The following is a 19,814-nucleotide window of genomic DNA, read 5'->3' as shown; positions in this document are numbered from 1 at the left end:
CCACCCATGGAGATGGCTTGGACCGCTCGCTCCTCCTTCGCGAGGGTTTCACCGACGGAGACGACGCCATCGAGGCCCTTGTCAGCGGCGATAACCTGCGACCGCACACCGAGGAGCTTTCCTTACACGTGATAAGCGCCGACCTGCCACCAGGATCGGTCATGGAGGTTGCTCCAGGCGTCTATTCGGTATGCCCGGCGCTTGCAGCCATCCAGTATGCTCAGTCCCACGACCTGTATCAGACCATTGCTCTGCTCATGGAGCTCCGCGGCTCGTTTTCCCTTCCAGAAGACCATGCGCCCGTCGCGGCAACGGCGACACCGATTCGCCCGGATGAGGACGAGCCGTCTCTGTCCTACTACGAAGGGGACCCCGTACTTACCGGCTACGACATGGAAGCCCTGCTAAAGAGCGTGCACGGCATCAACGGGATGGGCATCGCTGCGCGCGCAAATGCAATCGCACTTGACGGAGCACGCTCTCCTATGGAGGCTATCATGGCGGCAGTCTTTCACGCCCCGCGCGGCGCCGGGGGGTTCGGCTTATCTAAGATGCTGCTCAACCACACCATTGAATTCAACGAAGAGGCCACGAAAGTATCCGGTATGCGAAAAGCGGTGTGCGACGCTTACATCTTCCCTGCCCTATCGACACTTGAATACAACGGGTCGTTCCATGACGCAACCACGAGGCGTCAACACGATGAGAAGCGCGACATGGGGCTCAGCGCCATGGGTATCAAGACCTTTCCCCTCAATGACCAGCAGCTTCGCAACATAGAGGCAATGGAGGTCATTGCAAAGATGGTTCACCGCAGGGCGGGAGGCCGCTACAACAACAGAACGAAGGGCTATCGCGTAAAACAGATTGCTCTCTTGAATGGATTGCGCTGCGCGCTTGGCCTCAGACCCTGTTAAAAGAACCCCCTGCTGCGCAAAAATCCGTTTGCTGACCTCAATTGCGTCGCAAGCTGATACTGAGTAAATACACCAACTGGGAAAACGACGGCGGCTACCGTTCCCGCTTCGACCTTCATAGAGAAACGCCAGCTTAGCAGAGGTCAGCAAACGGATTTTTGCGCAAGAGGGGGTTCTTAATATCAAGAAAGCCTGCCCATTATGGCTATGCCAACTCCCGGGTCGAGTGCAAAAGAGGGGCCTTGCGGCCCCTCCCCACATTCCGAGCATCACCCGGATATCAATCGCTGGATAACCGAGGCGCGGATTAGCACACGCCCTGCGCCATCATGGCATCAGCGACCTTAAGGAATCCAGCGATGTTGGCACCCATGACAAAGTCGCCCTCATGCCCATAGGCACGCGCAGTGTCATCCACGTTGTGGAACATGCCGCGCATGAGCGTCTCGAGCTTGCCGTCAACCTCCTCGAAGGTCCAGGAGAGATGCTCGGCGTTCTGGCTCATCTCAAGACCGGACACGAGTACGCCACCGGCGTTGGCAGCCTTGCCGGGCATGAAAGCTACGCCGTGCTCCTGCAGATAGGCAGTGGCGTCGAGCGTGGTGGGCATGTTGGCACCCTCGCCCACGACCTTGCAGCCACCCGCCACGAGCGCCTCGGCATCCTCGAGAAGAAGCGTGTTCTCACGGGCGCAGGGCAGCGCGATGTCGCATGCGAGCTTCCAGACGCCGCGGCCGTCCTCGGCGTGCCAGACGGCGCCGGGGCGCTCGTCAACATACATCGCGAGGCTCACGCCGCGGTCGTTGCCGGAGCGCTTCTTGTTATAGATATGCTCGAGCACCTGGTAGTCGATGCCCTCGGCGTCCTCGACCCAGCCCTTGGTGTCGGAGCAGGCGATAACGGTACCGCCGAGCTCGGTGACCTTCTGGATGGCGTAGATGGCAACGTTGCCGGAGCCGTGAACAACGACCTTCTTGCCCTCGAAGGAGTCGCCGTTGCTCTTAAGATACTCGTCGACGAAGTAGACAAGGCCGTAGCCGGTCGCCTCGGTGCGGGCAAGCGAACCGCCGAAGGTGAGGCCCTTGCCGGTAAGGACGCCCGACCACTCGTTGCGCAGGCGCTTGTACTGGCCAAACAGGTAACCGATCTCACGGCCGCCCACGCCGAGGTCGCCGGCCGGAACATCGGTGTTGGGGCCGATGTGACGGCAGAGCTCGGTCATGAAGCTCTGGCAGAAGGCCATGATCTCGCGGTTGGACTTGCCCTTGGGGTCAAAGTCCGAGCCGCCCTTGCCGCCGCCCATGGGAAGCGTGGTGAGGGCGTTCTTGAAGATCTGCTCGAAACCGAGGAACTTCAGCATGCCCAGGGTGACCGTGGGGTTGAAACGAAGGCCGCCCTTGTAGGGCCCGATCGCGGAGTTGAACTCAACGCGGTAGCCACGGTTAACCTGGATCTTGCCCTCGTCGTCGACCCAGGGCACACGGAACATGATGACGCGCTCAGGCTCCACGAGGCGCTCGAGCAGCGAGGCCTCCTCGAACTCGGGATGCGCCTCGACGGCGGGCTCGAGCGACTCGAGCACCTCCGTGGCTGCCTGCAGGAACTCGGACTGGTCCGCGTAGCGCTCCTTCAGCTCATCGATAACCCTCTGGGTATAGCTCATGAAAGTCTCCCCTCAAATACAACGGCCGCGATGGGCGGCCGGCACGCCAAAGTGGCGCGCATTTTTTGCCACGAAGTAGTGTAGCGTCAAGACGACACACCGCCACGGGTACTCGCAACGGAAACGTTCGCGCAACAGCTTGGAAACGAAACGAGCGAAATCAACCCATGCGCTGTGAGATGAATGTGAACATGGCCTGCGTCAAAACGGAATCAGCGGCAGGGAGTGGCACCCGCCATCTCCACAGCTCACACATGATATTGAGTTGACGTTTTGTTTCCTTCCGTCATTGGGATATCCTACCCTGCGGTCGCGTGCGGCCAGGTTGGAGGAATGAGTGCATCCCGTTCGCAAGCTCTGGTGCCGCATCTATCAAACGGCATTTCGCATCGCGCTTCCCGTCCTTCCCTACCGGGAGCCCAAGCCTTTGAAAACCTTCGGCGAGGCGGCGGACCTTCTTGTCCGCAAGAAGATCGCCCGCGTGCTCATCGTAACCGACCGCAACATCACGCAGCTCGGCCTTGCGCGCGAGCTTGAGCAGGACCTCACGGAGCGCGGCGTGGCGTACACCATCTTTGATGAGGTCGTGCCCAACCCCACCATCTCTAACGTAGAGGCGGCGCGCGAGCGCTATCTGGCAGACGGCTGCGGCGCCATCATCGCCTTTGGCGGCGGGTCGGCCATGGACTGCGCCAAGGTCACGGGAGCGCGCATCGTCCGCCCCAAAAAGCCCGTCACCAAGATGCGCGGCATCCTGCGCGTCCTGCGTCCGCTTCCCTTGCTTATCGCCGTACCCACCACAGCGGGCACGGGGTCCGAGACCACGCTCGCCGCGGTCATCACCGATGACAAGACCCATTACAAGTACCCCATCAACGACTTCTGCCTGATTCCGCACTACGCGGTGCTCGACTACCGCACCACGCTCGGACTCCCGGCGCACATCACGGCAACGACCGGCATGGACGCGCTCGTGCACGCCACCGAGGCTTATATCGGCCGCTCCACCACGCGCGAGACCCGCGAGCGCGCCATCGAGGCCGTCTCGCTCATCCGCAGCTACCTCCTGCGCGCCTATCGCGACGGCAGCGATGCCGAGGCACGCGCGCAGATGCTCCATGCCGCCTACTGCGCGGGCATCGCCTTCACCAAGAGCTACGTGGGATACGTGCACGCCGTCGCGCACTCGCTTGGCGGCCAGTATGGCATCGCGCACGGCCTTGCCAACGCGGTGCTGCTTCCCTATTTCCTCGATGAGTACGGCGAGGCTTGCGAGAAGCGCCTGGCCGAGCTCGCGCGCCGCTCGGGCGTGGCCGCGGCGGACGCAGAAGACGCCGAGGCCGCCCGCACCTTCATCACTTGGACGCGCGATATGAACGAGCAGATGGGCATCCCCACCACGCTCCCCGGCATCCGCAACGAGGACATCCCCGCCATGGCTGCACACGCCGACGCCGAGGGCAACCCGCTCTACCCCGTCCCCCGCCTTATGGACGCGCACGAGCTCGAGCGCATGTACCATGTAGTGCAGGACCCCGCAGATGCCGACGGCGATGCCGAGGGAACGCACGAAACCGTGGGCGAAACGGTGGCGGCAGCGGCGCCCGCAGCACCCGGCATCGTCGCCCGCATGAAGCGTGCCGTCCGCGCCGCCGGCCGCCGGGCCAGGCGCGCCGCACGCCGTGCCCGAACCACCATCCGACATAACCGCTAGGAGACACCGTGTCCATCGTCGATACCGTCAACGCCTGCCGTGACCACTTCGCAAGCGGAGCCACCATCCCTATAGAGGCGCGCATCCGGGCGCTTCGTGCCCTCGAGCGCGCCATCGTGGAGAACGACGACGCCATCAACGCCGCCCTCAAAAGCGATCTGGGCAAGTCCGCGACCGAGAGCTACATGTGCGAGGTCGGCCTTACCCTGGCCGAGCTCCGCTATCAGATTCACCACGTGCGCCGTTGGGCACGTCGTCATCGTAAGCACACCGGCCTCGCGAACTTCCACGCCAAGAGCTTTACCGTGGCCGAGCCTTACGGCTGCGTCCTCATTATGAGCCCGTGGAACTATCCGTTCATGCTCACGATGGAACCTCTTGCAGGCGCGCTCGCCGCAGGCAACACGTGCGTGCTCAAGCCGAGCGCCTATTCGCCGGCAACCTCGGCCATCATGCGCAAGATCGTGTCCGAGGCACTTCCGCCCGAGCTCGTCGCCGTCGTGGAGGGCGGCCGTGCCGAGAACACGGAGCTTCTCGACCAAACCTTTGACTACATCTTCTTCACCGGCGGCGTTACCGTGGGCAAGCTTGTCATGAGCAAGGCGTCCGAGCACCTCACCCCCGTCACGCTCGAGCTCGGTGGCAAAAGCCCCTGCATCATCGCCGCGGACGCAAACCTCAAGATCGCGGCGGCGCGCACCGTCTTTGGCAAGTACCTCAACTGCGGCCAGACCTGCGTGGCACCCGACTACATCTTGGTGGACGAGCGCGTGCATGATGCGTTTTTGGCCGAGGTGAAAACGCAGATCGCGCGCATGCTCGGCGAGCACCCGCTCGAGAATCCCAACTGGGGCAAGATCGTCAACCAGAAGCATTTCGACCGCCTGCTGGGCCTTATCGACCCGGCCAAGGTCATCTGGGGCGGCGGCTCCAACGCCGAGACGCTCCAGATCGAGCCTACGGTCATGGATGGCGTCACCGCCGAGGACGCCGTCATGGGCGAGGAGATCTTTGGCCCCATCATGCCCATCATCACGTACAAGACGATCGAGGAGGCCGAGGCCTTCATCAAGGAGCGCCCAAAGCCGCTCGCGCTCTACCTCTTCACCAAGAGCAGCGCGCTCGAGGACCGCTTCCTCGCGCACGTACCCTTTGGCGGCGGCTGCATCAACGACACGGTGCTTCACCTCGCCACGAGCGAGATGGGCTTTGGCGGCGTGGGAGCATCGGGTATGGGGAGCTACCACGGCAAGTACAGCTTCAACACCTTCAGTCACGAGAAGTCGATCTTGAAGAAGTACAACTGGATCGATATGCCCATGCGCTACCAGCCCTACACCGGCTGGAAGGACAAGGTCATCCGGCTCTTCTTGCGGTAAGACCCGCACAGATAGATATGACAAGAGGCTTGGGTGCCGCCGTCACGAGACAGCGGCGCCCAAGCCTCACAAACAGCTAGCTACTCACTAAACGTCGAGAACAGATTAACGCTCACGCTAAGCGGCTTTTCCTGATCGGGAAGCGAGCCATTGCTTTGCTTCACGATCATGATGAGGTACTCGGTCTCGTTACCTAAGAACGTAGTGGGACCTGAGTAGTTACCGAGCATCCTCGTCTCATCAAATAGCGAGGGCTCTGTGCTCGAGCTCGTCATGGGTTCCAAACCAAGCGCGTCGATTACTTGCTGAGCGATCCCCTCGTATGCGGACGGATCTGCATCTGTATGGTAGAAGTCGAGGTAGCAAGATGTGGGTGTGGTGCCCTCCACAAGCGAGGAGAGGTTCTGCTCTTCCGCCCCCTCGGCAAATTGAGCATACTCAACCGTAAGCTGGACAAAGACGGTGTCCGCAACATCGGGCACAGGGATATCCGAAGGGGTCCCCGTAAAACCGGCGATATAGTACGAGTAACCCGACTCCTCCTCAACGAAGTTCTCGTCAGCCTCCATCTCAAAGCCGAGCAACTCGAGGTCTGCGGTGATATCCGTCACGGGGCGCTCGTAGAACGAGGTCTCCGTCCAGTTAGACATAACGGGCTCGGGCGTCTTCTCCTCCGACGCGACAGGTGCGGAGCCTTGCGCCGGCGCAGAACCGGCGGGCGTGCCCTGCTGACTGCAGCCCGCAAGAAGCGCTGCAGACAGGCACAGCGCCGGTACAAGTGCGCGAACAATCTTCATGAATCTCCCCTTCCTTCCATCCACTACTTACAATGCGGCAGCTGCATCCATGGTACGGGAACGGCGCCGCGCAAGACGTCCGCCCGTCGGCAAGCGGTCGGAGAATGTAATAAGTAATGCTCTACAGGTCATGAACGCATGCGAGAAAAGAAAGTGGCAGCAAGAGAAAAGAGGCCGGGGCAATTATGAGCTCCGACCTCGTGTCTGCCTGGAGCGGGCGACGGGAGTCGAACCCGCCTCATCAGCTTGGAAGGCTGAGGTTCTACCGATGAACTACGCCCGCGTATATGGTCGGGACGACAGGATTCGAACCTGCGACATCCTGCTCCCAAAGCAGGCGCGCTACCAAACTGCGCCACGTCCCGACGTCCTGAAGCGATAGTATACGCGATTTTGCGCGTCCGCTGCCTCACAATCCCAAAGTGTGGAGACAGGCAGGAGTGACGGCGCCGCCGCCAACACCCTGCTGAAGAGAATGGGTAGAAGCCGAGTATACCGCCCGTTCACGTTGGAGACCCATGCATCGTCGACGCCTTATAACCTTTATCTGCGCCCTCGTTGCCGCGCTCTTTCTTGGAGGAGCCGTCGCACTCGTCACCACGGGCAACCTCTGCATCACGTCTGCCGCGCGGCCCGATGACGCGTACGAGGGAGCCTTTTCGCACTACACCGCCTCAACCGACGCAGACGGAGACGGCATCGATGACCAGACCGACATCCTCGAGGGTGCACGCGCCTACGTAAAGACGCGACCCCGCTACCGGAGCGCCTATTACACGGCGGGCCACCCCGATGACGGCTGCGGCGTCTGCACCGACGTCGTGGCGCAAGCCCTTCTCGCGGCGGGCTACGACCTCAAAGCCCTTATGGCGCGCGACATCGCACGCAACCCCCAGGCGTACGGCATCACTGAACCCGACCCCGCCATCGACTTCAGGCGCGTCGTTAACCAGCGTACGTTCTTAGAGCGGTATGCGGTATCGCTTACCTGCGATATCGAGGATCTTGCCGCATGGCAGGGCGGCGACATCGCGGTATTCAGCGACCATGTGGGCATCGTCTCCAACAGGCGCGATACAGACGGCATCCCCTACCTCATCCATCACGAGGGACCCTTCCAGCTTGCTTATGAGGACGACGGCCTCGCAAGGCGGGCGAACGATATTGTTGGGCACTACCGCATCGACGCGTGCATCGCCAACTGATCCTGTCTACAGAAGCCCCGCGCGGTCCGCCTCGGTAATCTTGCGAACAGGCCGGCACGGGTTGCCGACGGCGAGCATGCCCGCGGGGATGTCACGCGTAACGATGCTGCCGGCACCGATGACGCACCCACGCCCGATCGTCACTCCAGGCATGATCTTCACATCGCCGCCAAGCCAGCAATCGTCCTCGATGGTAATGGGCAGCGCCCGCTCGACGCCGAGGTTACGCTCCGCGGCCACAAGCGGGTGCTGAGCGGTGTACGCCCCGAGGTTCGGCCCAATAAACACGTCGTTGCCAATGGTGATGGGCGCGCAATCCATAAGGTAGGCACCGTGGTTTATAAACGACCGATCGCCCAGCGAAACGTTGTATCCGTAATCGACCTGCAACGGAGACAGGACGTTTGCATGGTCGCCCACGTACCCAAAGAGCTCGCGCAGAATAGCGAGGTGCCCCGCGCGATCGCTCGGCAGCATCTGGTTGAACGTATGGCAGAGGTCGGAAGCCCGATGCCGCGCCGCACGCAACTCCGCATCCGCGCCAGGGTCATACCAATCCCCTCGCTCCATTTTCTCCCGCTCGGTCATCATCGCGTCACCCCTTATACCGCCGCATTCCGGCGGCGCATGACGGCGTTGAGCTTCTCGGCCGCGATGACCATCACAATGAGGAGCGCCGCGAGGTACACCGGATAGAGCTCAATGGCGATATTCTCGGCTATCACGCCAAAGAGCGGCGACATGGCGAGCGACCCCACGTAGGCAAAGGCCATCTGCATGCCCGTGAGCTCGAGCGCAACGTCATCGCCAAAGCGCGCCGGCGTGGCATGGATGATCGAGGGATAGATGGGCGCGCAACCGAGACCGACTAGGACAAGACCGGCGAGCACCATGGCATCGCCCAGCGGAAACAGCACGGCAAGCACGCCGAGGGCAACGATTGCCTGGCCTAAGCGGATCATGTTGTGGTCGGATACCTTGAGGGAGATAAAACCGCTGAGCAAGCGTCCCACCGTGATGCCGATGTAGAAAAGCGACGCCCAGCTTGCCGCCGTGCCGGCGTCGATGCCGCGGGCGAGATTGCAGTAGGTCGCCGCCCAGTTGCCGCACGTGCCCTCGAGCGCGCAATAGCAGAAGAAGCAGATGAGGACGGCGAGCACGCCGTCGCGGCGCAGGAGATCGCGTCGGGAGATGTGCGTGGACGCGCCCTGAGAGGCACTCCCCTCCTCGGCGGGCTTGGGGAGCTTCTTCTCTCGCCAAAGCGGAAGCGACAACGTGAGCACCACGCAGATGGCGAGCTGGATGCCGCCGAGCACGAAGAAGCCGAGCGACCAAGACCCTCCCGAGATGCACTGCGCCATGATCATAGGGCCGCCGCTTGCCCCCACGCCCCACATGCAATGGAGCCAGCTCATATGCTGCGATTCGTAATGGACCGCCACGTATGCATTGAGCGCCGCGTCGACCGCGCCCGCGCCAAGACCATAGGGGATCGCAATGAGGCAGAGCTGCCAGAACGCGTCGGACACTGAGAAGCCCACGAGTGCGAGCGCCGTGAGAAGTACGCTCACCAGAGTCACCTTGCCCGTACCGAAGCGATCGACCACGCGCACCGACATGAGACTCGACACAATGGTGCCCGCCGAGATGATCATGGTGACGGCACCGACCCAGGACACCCCCGCGCCAAGGTCGGGCGCCATGGTGGGCCAAGCGGACCCGATAGCGGAATCGGGCAAGCCAAGGCTGATGAACGCAAGGTATATGATTGGCAGAAGTCCCGCAGGCATATGTCTCCTCCAATTGGGTGAAACTAACGCGGCCTCGTCGCGCACGCCTGCTAGGGTATCTCCTTCAAGCTGTTCGAACAAGTTGGAAACGCAATCCTGATACGAGGATGTCAGAATCGTGATACCGCGTGTACCGTTCTGATATGTTTTGATGCAGGGGTGGCACGACGCGCCCGGAAACGCCCAGCAAGAAAGAAGGTGCCATGGCAGCACTCCTCATCGTACTTGGCATCGCGAGCGCCGCCTACGGTGCATCCATCATGCTCGTGAACTCGGGCACATCGTTATTTGCCATCTGGTACGTCATAGCCGCCCTCTGCCTTTTCCCGGGCATCGCGCACACCCTTTTGCCCACGAACGCTCTTGCAGGCGGTTTCTGCCTGGCCGCTTTCATCTTGCTCGCCGTCGTCGCCCTCGTCTTTCTCTGCATGAGCGCCCGTATCATGAGGGCAACATCCGCCACTCCTCCCGCCGGCCTCGACTACCTGCTGGTGCTCGGCGCTCAGGTGCGCCCCGATGGCAACCCCTCTGTAGTGCTCCGCAACCGACTCGAAGCCGCCTTGGCCTATCTCGCCGAGAACCCGACGACGCACACAATCGTTTGCGGCGGCAAGGGGTCGAATGAGCCCATAAGCGAGGCGGCATGCATGGCGCATTGGTTGGAAGAACGCGGGGTCGCTCCGAGCCGCATCTCACGCGAGGACCGCTCGACCACCACAGCGGAGAACATCCGCTTCGCACAGCGCTTCTTCGATGCCGCGCACGCCCGTGTGGGCATTGTTACCAATAACTTCCACGTGTACCGCGCCATGCGCATCGCGGCAGCGGCGGACGTTTCCCATGCCTGGGGTGTATCCGCTCACTCCATCGCGTGGTATCTCCCCAACAACTTGCTACGCGAGTGCTTCGGCATCATCAAGAACACCTGGCGCGGCACGATGTAACCGCGCCCTAAGCCGCAGGGCGTCCGGGAGGAACGGGATTGTTTAGGCGGTCCCTGACGCTGCGCAGATAGACGTGATATACACGAGCCGCTTGCCCTCGGGTGGATTGCAGTCCAGTGAAGGCAGCGGAAGGGGCCTTCCGTTATCCACATATGACTCCACGACAAGCTCCATGGCCTCCGAGGCCATCTCGATAACATCCTCAAACGAATCGCCATCGGTGTAGCACTCGGGAAGATCTGGGAAGTGGATGCTGTAACCACCCAACTCATTCTTCTCGAAGATTGCAGGATGGGTGCACCTCATTTCGATTTCCCTTCGTTTCCTGGGTATCCCAAATCTCTCTTAAGCCTCTCACGCGTGCCGCGGGCAAGCTCTGTTCGATGGTAAGGGGTGACCACGACCTTGCCGAACCTTTCGAGCTTTCGATGCGAGCTTTTTTCGCGCGGTGTTTACCGCGCAGCGATGGCCTCGATCTCTACGAGGGCGCCCTTGGGAAGAGCCGCGACGGCAAAGCAGCTGCGTGCCGGGAACGGCTCCGGGAACACCTCGGCATAAACTTCGTTCACGCAGGCGAAATCATCGATATTCACCAGAAGGACGGTCGTCTTGACAACATCGGCATAGCCGAGCCCCGCCGCCTCAAGAAGCGCCCCGATGTTGGCGAGCGACTGGCGCGCCTGCGCCTCGACGCCCGCGGCGAGCACGCCCGTCGCCGGGTCAAGCCCGAGCTGACCGGAGAGGTAGACCGTAGAGCCCGCGTCGATACCTGCCGAATACGGCCCGACCGCTGCAGGTGCGTTGTTGGATGCGATGACCTTCTTGCTCATGGGTTCTCCTTCGGACGAGGACCGCAGGGGCGGCCCGCTCTGTTTGCATACCGATAACCTAGCACATCACCTGCCGCTCGTCGCAGCGGCCCTTACCGGGAAACGAGATGGATGCGTTTTGCATCGAAGTGCATGCGCAGCACATCGCCGCGTTCGGGAAGTTCGTCTGCAGAGGCGCTCCTCAGGTCGATCTTCCATTGCAGGCGGCTCGGCGAGTCTGCGCGCGGCGGGTCGAGCAGAACCAAGCGCTCAAAGCGCGAGTCGCTTACGCGGGCAACGGTAAGGTCGTAGCTGTTGCGCCCGCGGGCGGCACGGTTGTCGCGATGGAAGTACGACGCGCGAACACCCAGATAGGCAACGTCGTCGGGCACGGGGGCACCCGCATCGAAGGTCATCCCCCAGTCGATCGCCTCTACCACCGTATCCGATACCTTGCGCGCAGGGCTCGTGTTCTTGCAGCCCGTAAGGCGAAGCGCCGCGAGCGTTTTGGGGGCGCGTAGGAGCTCGGCGGGGGTACCGGACTCGACCGCTCGCCCACCGTGCATGACAACGATGCGATCGCACAGGCGGCATGCCTCGTCGATGTCGTGGCTTACGTAGAGAACGGTGGCGTCGAGTGCGCCGAAGAGGTCAAGCAGGTTTTGTTCGAGCGCGCTTTTGAGGTAGGAGTCGAGCGCGCTCATGGGCTCGTCGAACATGTAGATGCCCGGGTGCGCCGCGATCATGCGCGCAAGCGCTACGCGCTGCTGCTGCCCACCCGAGAGGCGCGCCGGATAGCGGTCGGCAAAGGTCGACATGCCAAAGATGGCGAGACAACGGCGCGCAAGGTCCTCCTGCGCTGCGGCGTCGAGGGCGCGGTCCATCCCCGCGCGCACGTTCTCCTCCACCGTAAGGTTGGGAAAGAGCTGGTAGTTCTGAAAGAGCAGGGCGCATTTGCGCTGCTGGGGCGTCAAATTGATGTGCGCCTTGGAGTCGAAGAACGTGACGCCGTTGACTACGATGCGCCCCTCGTCGGGTGTCTCGACACCGGCGATGCAGCGCAGGGTGCAGCTCTTGCCGCAACCGGAGGCGCCAAGCAGCGCCACGCGCTCCTCGCCCGCTTCGAGCTCAATGTCGAGGGTAAACCCGGGGTACGCCTTCTTGATGGCAAGGGAAAGCGACATCTACCTGCTCCTTTCCCGCGGCGAGGCTGCAGCGGCGTCTTTGATGAGCGAGCGGAGCGCGGCGCGGTCGATACGCAGGACGTCGCCCGCAGGCTCCTCGGCACGCGCCAGGTCATCGTGCCGCGCGGACCGGGCGCGCCGAGCGGTGCCACCACGCTCGCGGTAACGGAGGCTCCGCGCCGTATAGAGGTTGATAAAGAGCACCACCACAAAGCTGAAAAGAATCACCACGACAACCCAGAAGAGCGCCACATCGGTGTTTCCGCTCATCCATTCGAAGTAGATAGCGATGGGAATCGTTTGCGTCACGCCCGCGTAGTTGCCCGCAAAAAAGAGGGTGCAGCCGAACTCGCCCATCGCGCGTGCAAAAGCAAGCACCGTGCCCGCCGCGATCGACGGCCAGGCGAGGGGCATCATGAGACGGCGGAAGATGCGCGTCTCCGACCAGCCGAGCGTACGCGCCGCATCGAGCATCGAGGCATCAAGCGACTCAAAGGCGCCGAGCGCCGTGCGATACATGAGCGGAAAACTCACCACCACCGCGGCAATGACGGCCGCCTCCCACGTGAAAACGAGGGACACGCCGTGAGCGATAAGCCAGCGGCCGAGGGGCGTGGCGTTACCAAAGATGAGCAGCAGAAGAAAGCCGCACACCGTGGGGGGCAACACCATGGGGATAGTAAAGACAGAGTCGAGCACGCCCTTAAGGCGGCTTGAGGTGCCCATCGTCTTCCAAGCGGCGAACAGCCCCAAGATAAAGGTGATGACGAGCGCGACCGCACTGGTTTTAAGCGACACCCAAAACGGACGCATATCGAGCTCAGAGAAGAAGTTTGCCGCCTGCTCGCCAAGCGTCACCTCCGTAGCGCCGGCAACAGCGGATACCGGCACAAGACGGGCGGTATCCACCCAACTGAGCACCTCGGAAAGGTCGAGCCCTTGTTGCTCCGCAGCGGCTGCGGGCGTGCTTCCCGTCGGCATCTCGGTGGGGACTACCGAAACATAGCGCCTGCCGCCTGCCGCGACGCCCACCCGCACCCGATAGGGACCGACGATGGCCTCCGACGCCGTGGAGGTCGTCCACTCGCGACCGGGGTTGTCCGCAAGGGTCTCGCCGCCTTTTGCGACGCGCTCATCGAGCTCTTCGGCAAGTTCGCGGAAGGCATCGGCGTCGTCTGCGCCCTCCGCAGCAAAGCCTGCCTCGGTGCTCGCTTCCTCGTCCACGAAGACGAGCGCCTTCCCCTCCGCGGTCACCGCAATCACCACATCGGCATCATCGTCAAGAGGATAGCGATACCCAATATCCTCCCCCTCTACCGGGCGACTATTGCCTGTCTGATAGCGCGTGAAGTCCGTAAGGCCAAAACCGGCGTCTGTATCTGCAAGAGCGTTTTGCTCCGCGCGATCGTCCTTGGAGTCCGCCCACGCGGTGACGGGCGTCGCGCACCAAACAAAACCAATAACGAGGGCCGTCATGACAAAAAGAACCAACGGAATGCGAGCAGCTCCTCGAGCGCCAACCTCCCGCGGGGCAAGCAGGCAGCAGCCGCCCCGCACGCAACGTGCGGGGCGACTAGGGGGGAACATGCTATGTTGGCGAGCGTTCATCATGCGACGAGTATACCTGAGCCGTCGGGGCGCGCACCCCAACCGGGCAAGACGCGCTAGGCGAGCTCGAAGCCGTACTCGGCCCAGATGGCGAGCGCGTCCTCGTTATCCATGCAAAACGCGAGGAAGTCAGCTGCGGCGTCGGCGTTCTCGGAGCTTGTCGCCACCGCGCCCGGGTAGACGATCGCCTTGTGGCTCTCGGCAGGGCACGTATAGGCGACCTCGATACCGTCATAGCGGTATACGTCCGAGGTGTAGACGAATCCGATGACGCAGTCACCGGTCGAGACGTACTGTGCGGCGGTACCGACCTTGTCTGCCTGGACCACCTTATCGGCGATGGAGGCATCGTACTCGCCGCCCTCGCCCTCGTCCTCGGTGTAGAGGCCCACACTCGCGAGTGCCTGGTTGGCGTACTTGCCCGCCGGCACCGCGCCGGGCTCGCCGATTGCGATGTTGCCGTCGACGGAGGCAACGTCCTTGAGCGAGGAAATCTCGATATCCGACCCCTCCGCACGCACGATGACGAGGTCGTTCACGAACATGTCCTCACGCGTGTCCGCATCGACGAGTCCCGCCTCCTCGGCATCGTCCATGGTGCCCGCCGAGGCGGTAATGAGGATGTCGACGGGGGCACCGCCGCGCATCTGCTCGACGAGGTCACCCGAGCCCTTGTACTGGGTGTCCGCAAAGGTCACGCCGGTCTGCTCCGTGTAGAGCGCCTCGACCTCGGGCATGGCCTTCTCAAGTGAGTTGGCGGCGAAGACCTGGAGCTGGACGGAGCCGTCAGACGACTCGGCGGATGCGGACCCCGCCGCCGGCGCGCTGCCCTCTGCAGCGGTGTTACCGCAAGCGGTGAGCGCCACTGCGGCCGCCGCCACGCCAAAACCAGCGATGCTACGACGCGAAACAAGCAGGTCCTTCATAGATGCCCCTTTCCCCGTGCCCTATCAGGCACATCTAACCTGCTCATCATTATACTCATTTGAGGATAATAGAGAAGCGCAAGTTTAGTGGGGAGGAAGCCCACTTACATCGCGAGTTTTTCGCCTCAACGGCAAAACCGGCCTCTGCCTCGGGCGACCTTGAATTATCCCAGATAGCAAAACGGCGCAATAATCACCTCAAGTTGGTGGGCAGCCCCTAATGACCGCCACCGGCACTCATCTTGACGGCGTGCTCAAACTGGTCGGCAATGCCCTCCCAGCTCTCGCGTGCCGCCTTGGTCGAGCCGGGAAAGTTCACCACGAGGGCACGCCCGCGCTGCATGCAGCGAGCGCGCGAGAGCATGGCACGCCGCGTCTTGGTCATAGAGTAGGCACGCACAGCCTCGGCAATACCGGGCACGTCGCGCTCGCAGACCCGCGCGGTCGCCTCGGGCGTGACGTCACGCAACGACAGTCCCGTCCCGCCGCACGTGATGACGATGTCTGCGGCGGCAACGTCGGTTGCATCCACAATGGCGCGCGAGATCTCGTCCTCGTCGTCTCGCACCACGGTATGGCAGGCACAGGTCCAGCCGGCCTCGGCGATAAGCGACTCGAGGGCAGCTCCCGCCTCATCGGCAGCAAGATCGCGCGTGTCCGAGCAGGTGATGATGGCGATTCTGATATCCATAATCTAGAGCTCAACCCCTTCCGGAAGGTCGATGCGCACCACATCCGCCATGTCGCCGGCCTCAAGCCCCTGCATGCCCTCGGGAACGACGAGCAGGCAGTTCGCGCGGTGGAGCGTCCCCAGAAGAGCAGAGTTCTGCGAGAAGGAGTGATCGACGGCAAGCGCGCCGGTCACAGGGTCGCGCACTACGCGCGCGCGATCGTAGAAGCGTCGCGCCTGGCGCTTGGTGATGGGTGCGTCTACGCGCGCGCTCTGAACGGGGCGGTCGAGCGCGGTGTGGCCGCGCATAGCGCGGATGGCCGGGCGAGCGAGCATCTCGAAGCCAACACACGCCGCCGCCGGATTCCCGGAGAGTCCAAGAAACGGCTTTCCGCCCAGGATGCCGAAGGTGATGGCCTTACCCGGGCGCATCGAGATGCGGTCGAAGAGCACCTCTCCCTCGCGGCGCACGAGCTCTTCGATAAAGTCATAGTCTCCCGCGGACGCCCCGCCGCTCGTGATGACGAAGTCGCACGACGCGACCATCTCGTGGACGCTCGCGGCGATTGCCGCCTCGTCGTCGCAGGCGATGCCGAAGAAACGGGGCTCGGCCCCCGCCTCCAGTGCCGCGGCGAGCAGCGCGGTCGCGTTGGCGTCGCGGATCTGCCCGCGCGCAGGAACGTCCGTCACGCCGACAAGCTCGGTGCCGACGGAGAGCACGCCTACCACAGGGGCACGGTGCACGCGCACCTTCTCATGGCCCGCCGACGCGGCGAGCCCCGCACCTGCGGACGTGAGCACCTCGCCCGCCGCGAGGACGCGCTCGCCCGCATGCGCCTCGAGACCGGCCTCGCGAATGTTCTCCCCCACTTTGGCGGGGCGCGTGAACGCGATGCGCGAGCCCTCGTTGCCGTCGCCATCCAACACGTCGACGATCTCGTACTTCACAACGGCGTCAAGCCCTTCGGGCACGGGCGCGCCCGTCATGATGCGCACGGCCTGACCGGCCCCCACCGAGCCGGTATATACATGACCCGCCGCCTCATGACCCACAACGTCGAGGATGACGGGCGCGTCAGACGTGGCGGCGGCCAGGTCCTCGCTGTGCACGGCGTAACCGTCCATGGCGCTGTTAGCAAAGGGAGAGAGGTCAATATCGGTCGTAATATCCTCCGCAAGCGGCAACCCCACCGCGCGCCATGTCTCAACCTCAATAGCATCGGTCGGTGTAATGTGCGCGAGCACGATGGCGCGCGCCTCTTCAACAGAAATCATCTGCTCTGCCATCAGAACCTCCTTGGTACATACCGTTTCTTTATTCTCGCATAACTATAAAGAGACGCGAAGCCCATCTTCTCTCGACAATTGAAGCGTTCCAAATAAATGAAACGTTTTAATCTGCCGTTTACCGGAAATCAGCCGCTTACCGAACACATACTTGCTAAAATTTGGACTGTAGGGTAAGTCACCAGTCGACAGGAGAGACACATGGTGAAAAAAAACGCGGTAGCCGCCGCACCGGAGGTCATCGACTCCGTTGATGCCCTCGAGGCAAAGCTCGCGCACATGCGCGAGGCCCAAAAGGTCTTCGCCACCTACACGCAGGAGCAGGTCGACAAGATCTTCTACGAGGCCGCCATGGCTGCCAACAAGCAGCGTATCCCACTGGCCAAGCTCGCGGTCGAGGACACCGGCCGCGGCATCGTCGAGGACAAGGTCATCAAGAACCACTACGCCGCCGAGTACATCTACAACGCGTACAAGAACACCAAGACCTGCGGTGTCATCGAGCGTGACGATGCGTACGGCATCACCAAGGTTGCCGAGCCCATCGGCATCGTGGGCGCGGTCATCCCGACCACCAACCCCACCTCGACCGCGATCTTCAAGTGCCTCATCTGCCTGAAGACCCGCAACGCCATCATCATCTCCCCGCACCCCGCAGCGGCCAAGTGCACCATCGCCGCCGCTAAGGTCGTGCTCGAGGCCGCCGTCAAGGCCGGCGCTCCCGAGGGCATCATCGGCTGGATCGACCAGCCCTCCCTCGAGCTCACCAACAAGCTCATGAGCGATGTTGACATCATCCTCGCCACCGGTGGCCCCGGCATGGTGAAGGCCGCTTACTCCTCCGGCAAGCCCGCCCTCGGCGTCGGCGCCGGCAACACCCCCGTCGTCATCGACGACACGGCCGACATCAAGCTCGCCGTCAACTCCATCATCCACTCCAAGACCTTCGACAACGGCATGATCTGCGCCTCCGAGCAGTCCGTGACCGCTCTTGACTCCATCTACGATGAGGTCAAGGCCGAGTTCCAGTACCGCGGCTGCTACTTTGTCAAGAAGGGCAAGGAGGTCGAGGCCCTGCGTGCCGCCATGTTCAAGAACGGCGCCCTCGATCACCGCATCCCCGGTATGCCTGCTCCCCAGATCGCCGAGCTCGCCGGCATCAAGGTCCCGGCCAAGACCAAGATCCTGATTGTCGAGTGCACCTCCACCGATCCGCTCAAGGAGGAGTTCTCCCACGAGAAGCTCTCGCCGGTGCTCGCTATGTACCACGCGAAGGACTTCCAGGAGGCCGTCGACAAGGCCGAGCACCTCGTGCTCGCCGGTGGCCCGGGCCACACCGCCTCGCTCTACGTCCACCCGGCCGAGAAGGAGAAGATCTCCCTCTTTGAGGAGACCATGGCCGCCTGCCGTATCGTCATCAACACGCCCTCCAGCCAGGGTGGCATCGGCGACCTCTACAACTTCGCCATGAAGCCGTCCCTCACGCTGGGCTGCGGCTCCTGGGGTGGTAACTCCGTCTCCGAGAACGTTGGGGTGAAGCACTTGCTGAACATCAAGACCGTGGCGGAGCGCCGCGAGAACATGCTCTGGTTCCGCGCTCCCGAGAAGATTTACTTCAAGAAGGGCTGCACGCCCGTCGCCATCGAGGAGCTCGGCCGCGTCATGGGCAAGAAGCGCGCCTTCATCGTGACCGACCAGTTCCTGTACAAGAACGGCAACTGCCGTGCCATCGAGGAGAAGCTCGACGAGCTGGGCATCGCGCACGACGCGTTCTACGACATCCAGCCCGACCCGCGCCTGCAGGACGCCATGAAGGGCGTCGAGCGCATGAAGCTCTTTGAGCCCGACCTCATCATCGCTATCGGCGGCGGCTCCGCTATGGACGCCGGCAAGATCATGTGGCTGCTCTACGAGCACCCCGAGGCGAACTTCGAGGACATGGCCATGGACTTCATGGACATCCGCAAGCGCGTCTACACCTTCCCCGAGATGGGTAACAAGGCCTACTTCGTCGCCGTCCCGACCTCTTCGGGCACCGGCTCCGAGGTGACGCCGTTCGCCATCATCACCGACGCCGAGACCGGCCTCAAGTGGCCCATCACCGACTACCAGCTCCTGCCGAACATGGCCATCGTCGACGTTGACAACGCCATGACCGCTCCCAAGGGCCTCACCTGCGCCTCTGGTATCGACGTTATGACCCACGCCATCGAGTCCTACGTCTCGATCATGAGCTCCGACTACACGCGCGGTCTGTCCATGCGCGCCGTCAAGCTCGTCTTCGAGAACCTGCCCGCGGCTTACGAGAAGGGTGCTGCCGACCCGCACGCCCGCGAGGAGATGCACAACGCCTCCTGCCTCGCCGGCATGGCCTTCGCCAACGCCTTCCTCGGCCTCAACCACTCCATGGCCCACAAGCTCGGTGCCTACCATCACCTGCCGCACGGCCTGGCCAACGCGGTGCTGCTCACCCGCGTCATGCGCTACAACGCTGCCGAGAAGCCCGTCAAGATGGGCACCTTCTCGCAGTACCAGTATCCGCACGCGCTGCATGACTACGCCGAGCTCGGCCGCTACGCCGGCTGCACCGGTGCTGACGACCGTGAGGTCTTTGAGAACTTCATCGCCAAGCTCGAGCAGCTCATGGAGACCATCGGCATCAAGAAGACCATCGCCGAGTACGGTGTGGACGAGAAGTACTTCCTCGAGACTCTCGACGAGATGACCGAGAACGCCTTCAACGACCAGTGCACCGGCGCCAACCCGCGCTACCCGCTCATGAGCGAGATCAAGGAGCTCTTCCTTGATGCGTACTATGGTCGCGAGCCGCAGTCCTACGAGGACTAAGGCCCAGATGCGCCTATAATGGTATCGGGGCGGCAACGTCCGCCCCGACCTCTCGTCCTGTTCTCCCCTTCTAG

Annotated in this window: 17 protein-coding genes and 2 tRNA genes; 6 read left to right on the top strand and 13 right to left on the bottom strand. The window is 62.6% G+C overall.

Features of this window, described 5'->3' with window-relative positions:
• Nucleotides 1-17 precede the first annotated feature (17 nt).
• Nucleotides 18-917 carry a hypothetical protein gene (locus B5F89_RS01360; protein WP_143758317.1) on the top strand — a complete coding sequence of 300 codons (900 nt, stop codon included), beginning with the start codon at nt 18-20 and terminating at the stop codon, nt 915-917.
• Nucleotides 918-1,224: 307 nt separating this feature from the next.
• Here B5F89_RS01360 and gdhA read toward each other — a convergent pair whose 3' ends face one another.
• Nucleotides 1,225-2,580 carry an NADP-specific glutamate dehydrogenase gene (gene gdhA / locus B5F89_RS01355; protein WP_087429999.1) on the bottom strand — a complete coding sequence of 452 codons (1,356 nt, stop codon included), beginning with the start codon at nt 2,578-2,580 and terminating at the stop codon, nt 1,225-1,227.
• A 337-nt stretch (nt 2,581-2,917) separates the two neighbouring features.
• On the opposite strand from gdhA, the gene B5F89_RS01350 reads away from it, so the two are divergent.
• Nucleotides 2,918-4,294: an iron-containing alcohol dehydrogenase gene (locus tag B5F89_RS01350; RefSeq protein WP_087429998.1), complete on the top strand. Its 1,377-nt coding sequence runs from the start codon at nt 2,918-2,920 to the stop codon at nt 4,292-4,294.
• A gap of 8 nt (nt 4,295-4,302) precedes the next feature.
• Nucleotides 4,303-5,673, top strand: coding sequence for an aldehyde dehydrogenase (locus B5F89_RS01345; RefSeq protein ID WP_087429997.1), 1,371 nt, complete (start codon nt 4,303-4,305; stop codon nt 5,671-5,673).
• A gap of 80 nt (nt 5,674-5,753) precedes the next feature.
• On the opposite strand, the gene B5F89_RS01340 is transcribed toward B5F89_RS01345, so the two are convergent.
• From B5F89_RS01340 to B5F89_RS01330, 3 genes are all read right to left on the bottom strand, one after another.
• Nucleotides 5,754-6,470: a hypothetical protein gene (locus B5F89_RS01340; protein ID WP_087429996.1), complete on the bottom strand. Its 717-nt coding sequence runs from the start codon at nt 6,468-6,470 to the stop codon at nt 5,754-5,756.
• 209 nt (nt 6,471-6,679) lie between these two features.
• Nucleotides 6,680-6,753, bottom strand: a tRNA-Gly gene (locus B5F89_RS01335).
• A gap of 5 nt (nt 6,754-6,758) precedes the next feature.
• A tRNA-Pro gene (locus tag B5F89_RS01330) sits at nt 6,759-6,835 on the bottom strand.
• Between the two features lie 153 nt (nt 6,836-6,988).
• Between B5F89_RS01330 and B5F89_RS01325 the strand changes: the two genes are divergently transcribed.
• Nucleotides 6,989-7,675, top strand: a complete 687-nt coding sequence (locus B5F89_RS01325) for a DUF1287 domain-containing protein (protein WP_087429995.1) — start codon at nt 6,989-6,991, stop codon at nt 7,673-7,675.
• A 6-nt stretch (nt 7,676-7,681) separates the two neighbouring features.
• On the opposite strand, the gene B5F89_RS01320 is transcribed toward B5F89_RS01325, so the two are convergent.
• Together B5F89_RS01320 and B5F89_RS01315 are read right to left on the bottom strand one after the other, a co-directional pair.
• Nucleotides 7,682-8,266 (bottom strand): sugar O-acetyltransferase, encoded by a 585-nt coding sequence (locus tag B5F89_RS01320; protein ID WP_239286617.1) that lies wholly within the window; start codon nt 8,264-8,266, stop codon nt 7,682-7,684.
• An 11-nt stretch (nt 8,267-8,277) separates the two neighbouring features.
• Nucleotides 8,278-9,465 carry an MFS transporter gene (locus B5F89_RS01315; RefSeq protein ID WP_204230539.1) on the bottom strand — a complete coding sequence of 396 codons (1,188 nt, stop codon included), beginning with the start codon at nt 9,463-9,465 and terminating at the stop codon, nt 8,278-8,280.
• 203 nt (nt 9,466-9,668) lie between these two features.
• Between B5F89_RS01315 and B5F89_RS01310 the strand changes: the two genes are divergently transcribed.
• Nucleotides 9,669-10,409: a YdcF family protein gene (locus B5F89_RS01310; protein WP_087429994.1), complete on the top strand. Its 741-nt coding sequence runs from the start codon at nt 9,669-9,671 to the stop codon at nt 10,407-10,409.
• Between the two features lie 42 nt (nt 10,410-10,451).
• Here the strand turns inward: B5F89_RS01310 and B5F89_RS01305 are convergent, their stop codons facing one another.
• The 7 genes from B5F89_RS01305 to glp form a co-directional block, all read right to left on the bottom strand.
• The gene (locus tag B5F89_RS01305) at nt 10,452-10,715 is read right to left on the bottom strand and encodes a type II toxin-antitoxin system HicB family antitoxin (RefSeq protein ID WP_087429993.1); all 264 of its coding nucleotides are present in this window, start codon (nt 10,713-10,715) and stop codon (nt 10,452-10,454) included.
• Between the two features lie 146 nt (nt 10,716-10,861).
• The gene (locus B5F89_RS01300; protein WP_087429992.1) at nt 10,862-11,239 is read right to left on the bottom strand and encodes a RidA family protein; all 378 of its coding nucleotides are present in this window, start codon (nt 11,237-11,239) and stop codon (nt 10,862-10,864) included.
• Between the two features lie 92 nt (nt 11,240-11,331).
• On the bottom strand, nt 11,332-12,402 hold the full coding sequence (locus tag B5F89_RS01295; RefSeq protein WP_087429991.1) for an ATP-binding cassette domain-containing protein: 1,071 nt from the start codon (nt 12,400-12,402) through the stop codon (nt 11,332-11,334).
• Complete coding sequence (gene modB, locus B5F89_RS01290) at nt 12,403-13,893, bottom strand: molybdate ABC transporter permease subunit (protein ID WP_239286616.1); 1,491 nt, start codon at nt 13,891-13,893, stop codon at nt 12,403-12,405. It lies immediately after the preceding gene.
• A 173-nt stretch (nt 13,894-14,066) separates the two neighbouring features.
• The gene (gene modA, locus B5F89_RS01285; protein WP_087429989.1) at nt 14,067-14,936 is read right to left on the bottom strand and encodes a molybdate ABC transporter substrate-binding protein; all 870 of its coding nucleotides are present in this window, start codon (nt 14,934-14,936) and stop codon (nt 14,067-14,069) included.
• A gap of 217 nt (nt 14,937-15,153) precedes the next feature.
• On the bottom strand, nt 15,154-15,627 hold the full coding sequence (locus tag B5F89_RS01280; protein WP_087429988.1) for a MogA/MoaB family molybdenum cofactor biosynthesis protein: 474 nt from the start codon (nt 15,625-15,627) through the stop codon (nt 15,154-15,156).
• Nucleotides 15,628-15,630: 3 nt separating this feature from the next.
• Complete coding sequence (gene glp, locus B5F89_RS01275; protein ID WP_087429987.1) at nt 15,631-16,893, bottom strand: gephyrin-like molybdotransferase Glp; 1,263 nt, start codon at nt 16,891-16,893, stop codon at nt 15,631-15,633.
• Between the two features lie 201 nt (nt 16,894-17,094).
• Between glp and adhE the strand changes: the two genes are divergently transcribed.
• Nucleotides 17,095-19,740: a bifunctional acetaldehyde-CoA/alcohol dehydrogenase gene (gene adhE, locus B5F89_RS01270; RefSeq protein ID WP_087429986.1), complete on the top strand. Its 2,646-nt coding sequence runs from the start codon at nt 17,095-17,097 to the stop codon at nt 19,738-19,740.
• The last annotated feature ends 74 nt before the right edge of the window (nt 19,741-19,814 follow it).

This window comes from Collinsella sp. An307, assembly GCF_002161805.1.
In the GTDB taxonomy this organism is placed as follows: domain Bacteria; phylum Actinomycetota; class Coriobacteriia; order Coriobacteriales; family Coriobacteriaceae; genus Coprousia.
This window is presented reverse-complemented; position numbering and strand designations above follow the sequence as displayed.

Coding starts and splice junctions, on each gene's coding strand:
- gdhA (WP_087429999.1), bottom strand. CDS start 2,580: ATGAGCTATACCCAGAGGGTTATCGATGAGCTGAAGGAGCGCTACGCG.
- B5F89_RS01340 (WP_087429996.1), bottom strand. CDS start 6,470: ATGAAGATTGTTCGCGCACTTGTACCGGCGCTGTGCCTGTCTGCAGCG.
- B5F89_RS01325 (WP_087429995.1), top strand. CDS start 6,989: ATGCATCGTCGACGCCTTATAACCTTTATCTGCGCCCTCGTTGCCGCG.
- B5F89_RS01320 (WP_239286617.1), bottom strand. CDS start 8,266: ATGATGACCGAGCGGGAGAAAATGGAGCGAGGGGATTGGTATGACCCT.
- B5F89_RS01315 (WP_204230539.1), bottom strand. CDS start 9,465: ATGCCTGCGGGACTTCTGCCAATCATATACCTTGCGTTCATCAGCCTT.
- B5F89_RS01310 (WP_087429994.1), top strand. CDS start 9,669: ATGGCAGCACTCCTCATCGTACTTGGCATCGCGAGCGCCGCCTACGGT.
- B5F89_RS01305 (WP_087429993.1), bottom strand. CDS start 10,715: ATGAGGTGCACCCATCCTGCAATCTTCGAGAAGAATGAGTTGGGTGGT.
- B5F89_RS01300 (WP_087429992.1), bottom strand. CDS start 11,239: ATGAGCAAGAAGGTCATCGCATCCAACAACGCACCTGCAGCGGTCGGG.
- B5F89_RS01295 (WP_087429991.1), bottom strand. CDS start 12,402: ATGTCGCTTTCCCTTGCCATCAAGAAGGCGTACCCCGGGTTTACCCTC.
- modA (WP_087429989.1), bottom strand. CDS start 14,936: ATGAAGGACCTGCTTGTTTCGCGTCGTAGCATCGCTGGTTTTGGCGTG.
- B5F89_RS01280 (WP_087429988.1), bottom strand. CDS start 15,627: ATGGATATCAGAATCGCCATCATCACCTGCTCGGACACGCGCGATCTT.
- glp (WP_087429987.1), bottom strand. CDS start 16,893: ATGGCAGAGCAGATGATTTCTGTTGAAGAGGCGCGCGCCATCGTGCTC.
- adhE (WP_087429986.1), top strand. CDS start 17,095: ATGGTGAAAAAAAACGCGGTAGCCGCCGCACCGGAGGTCATCGACTCC.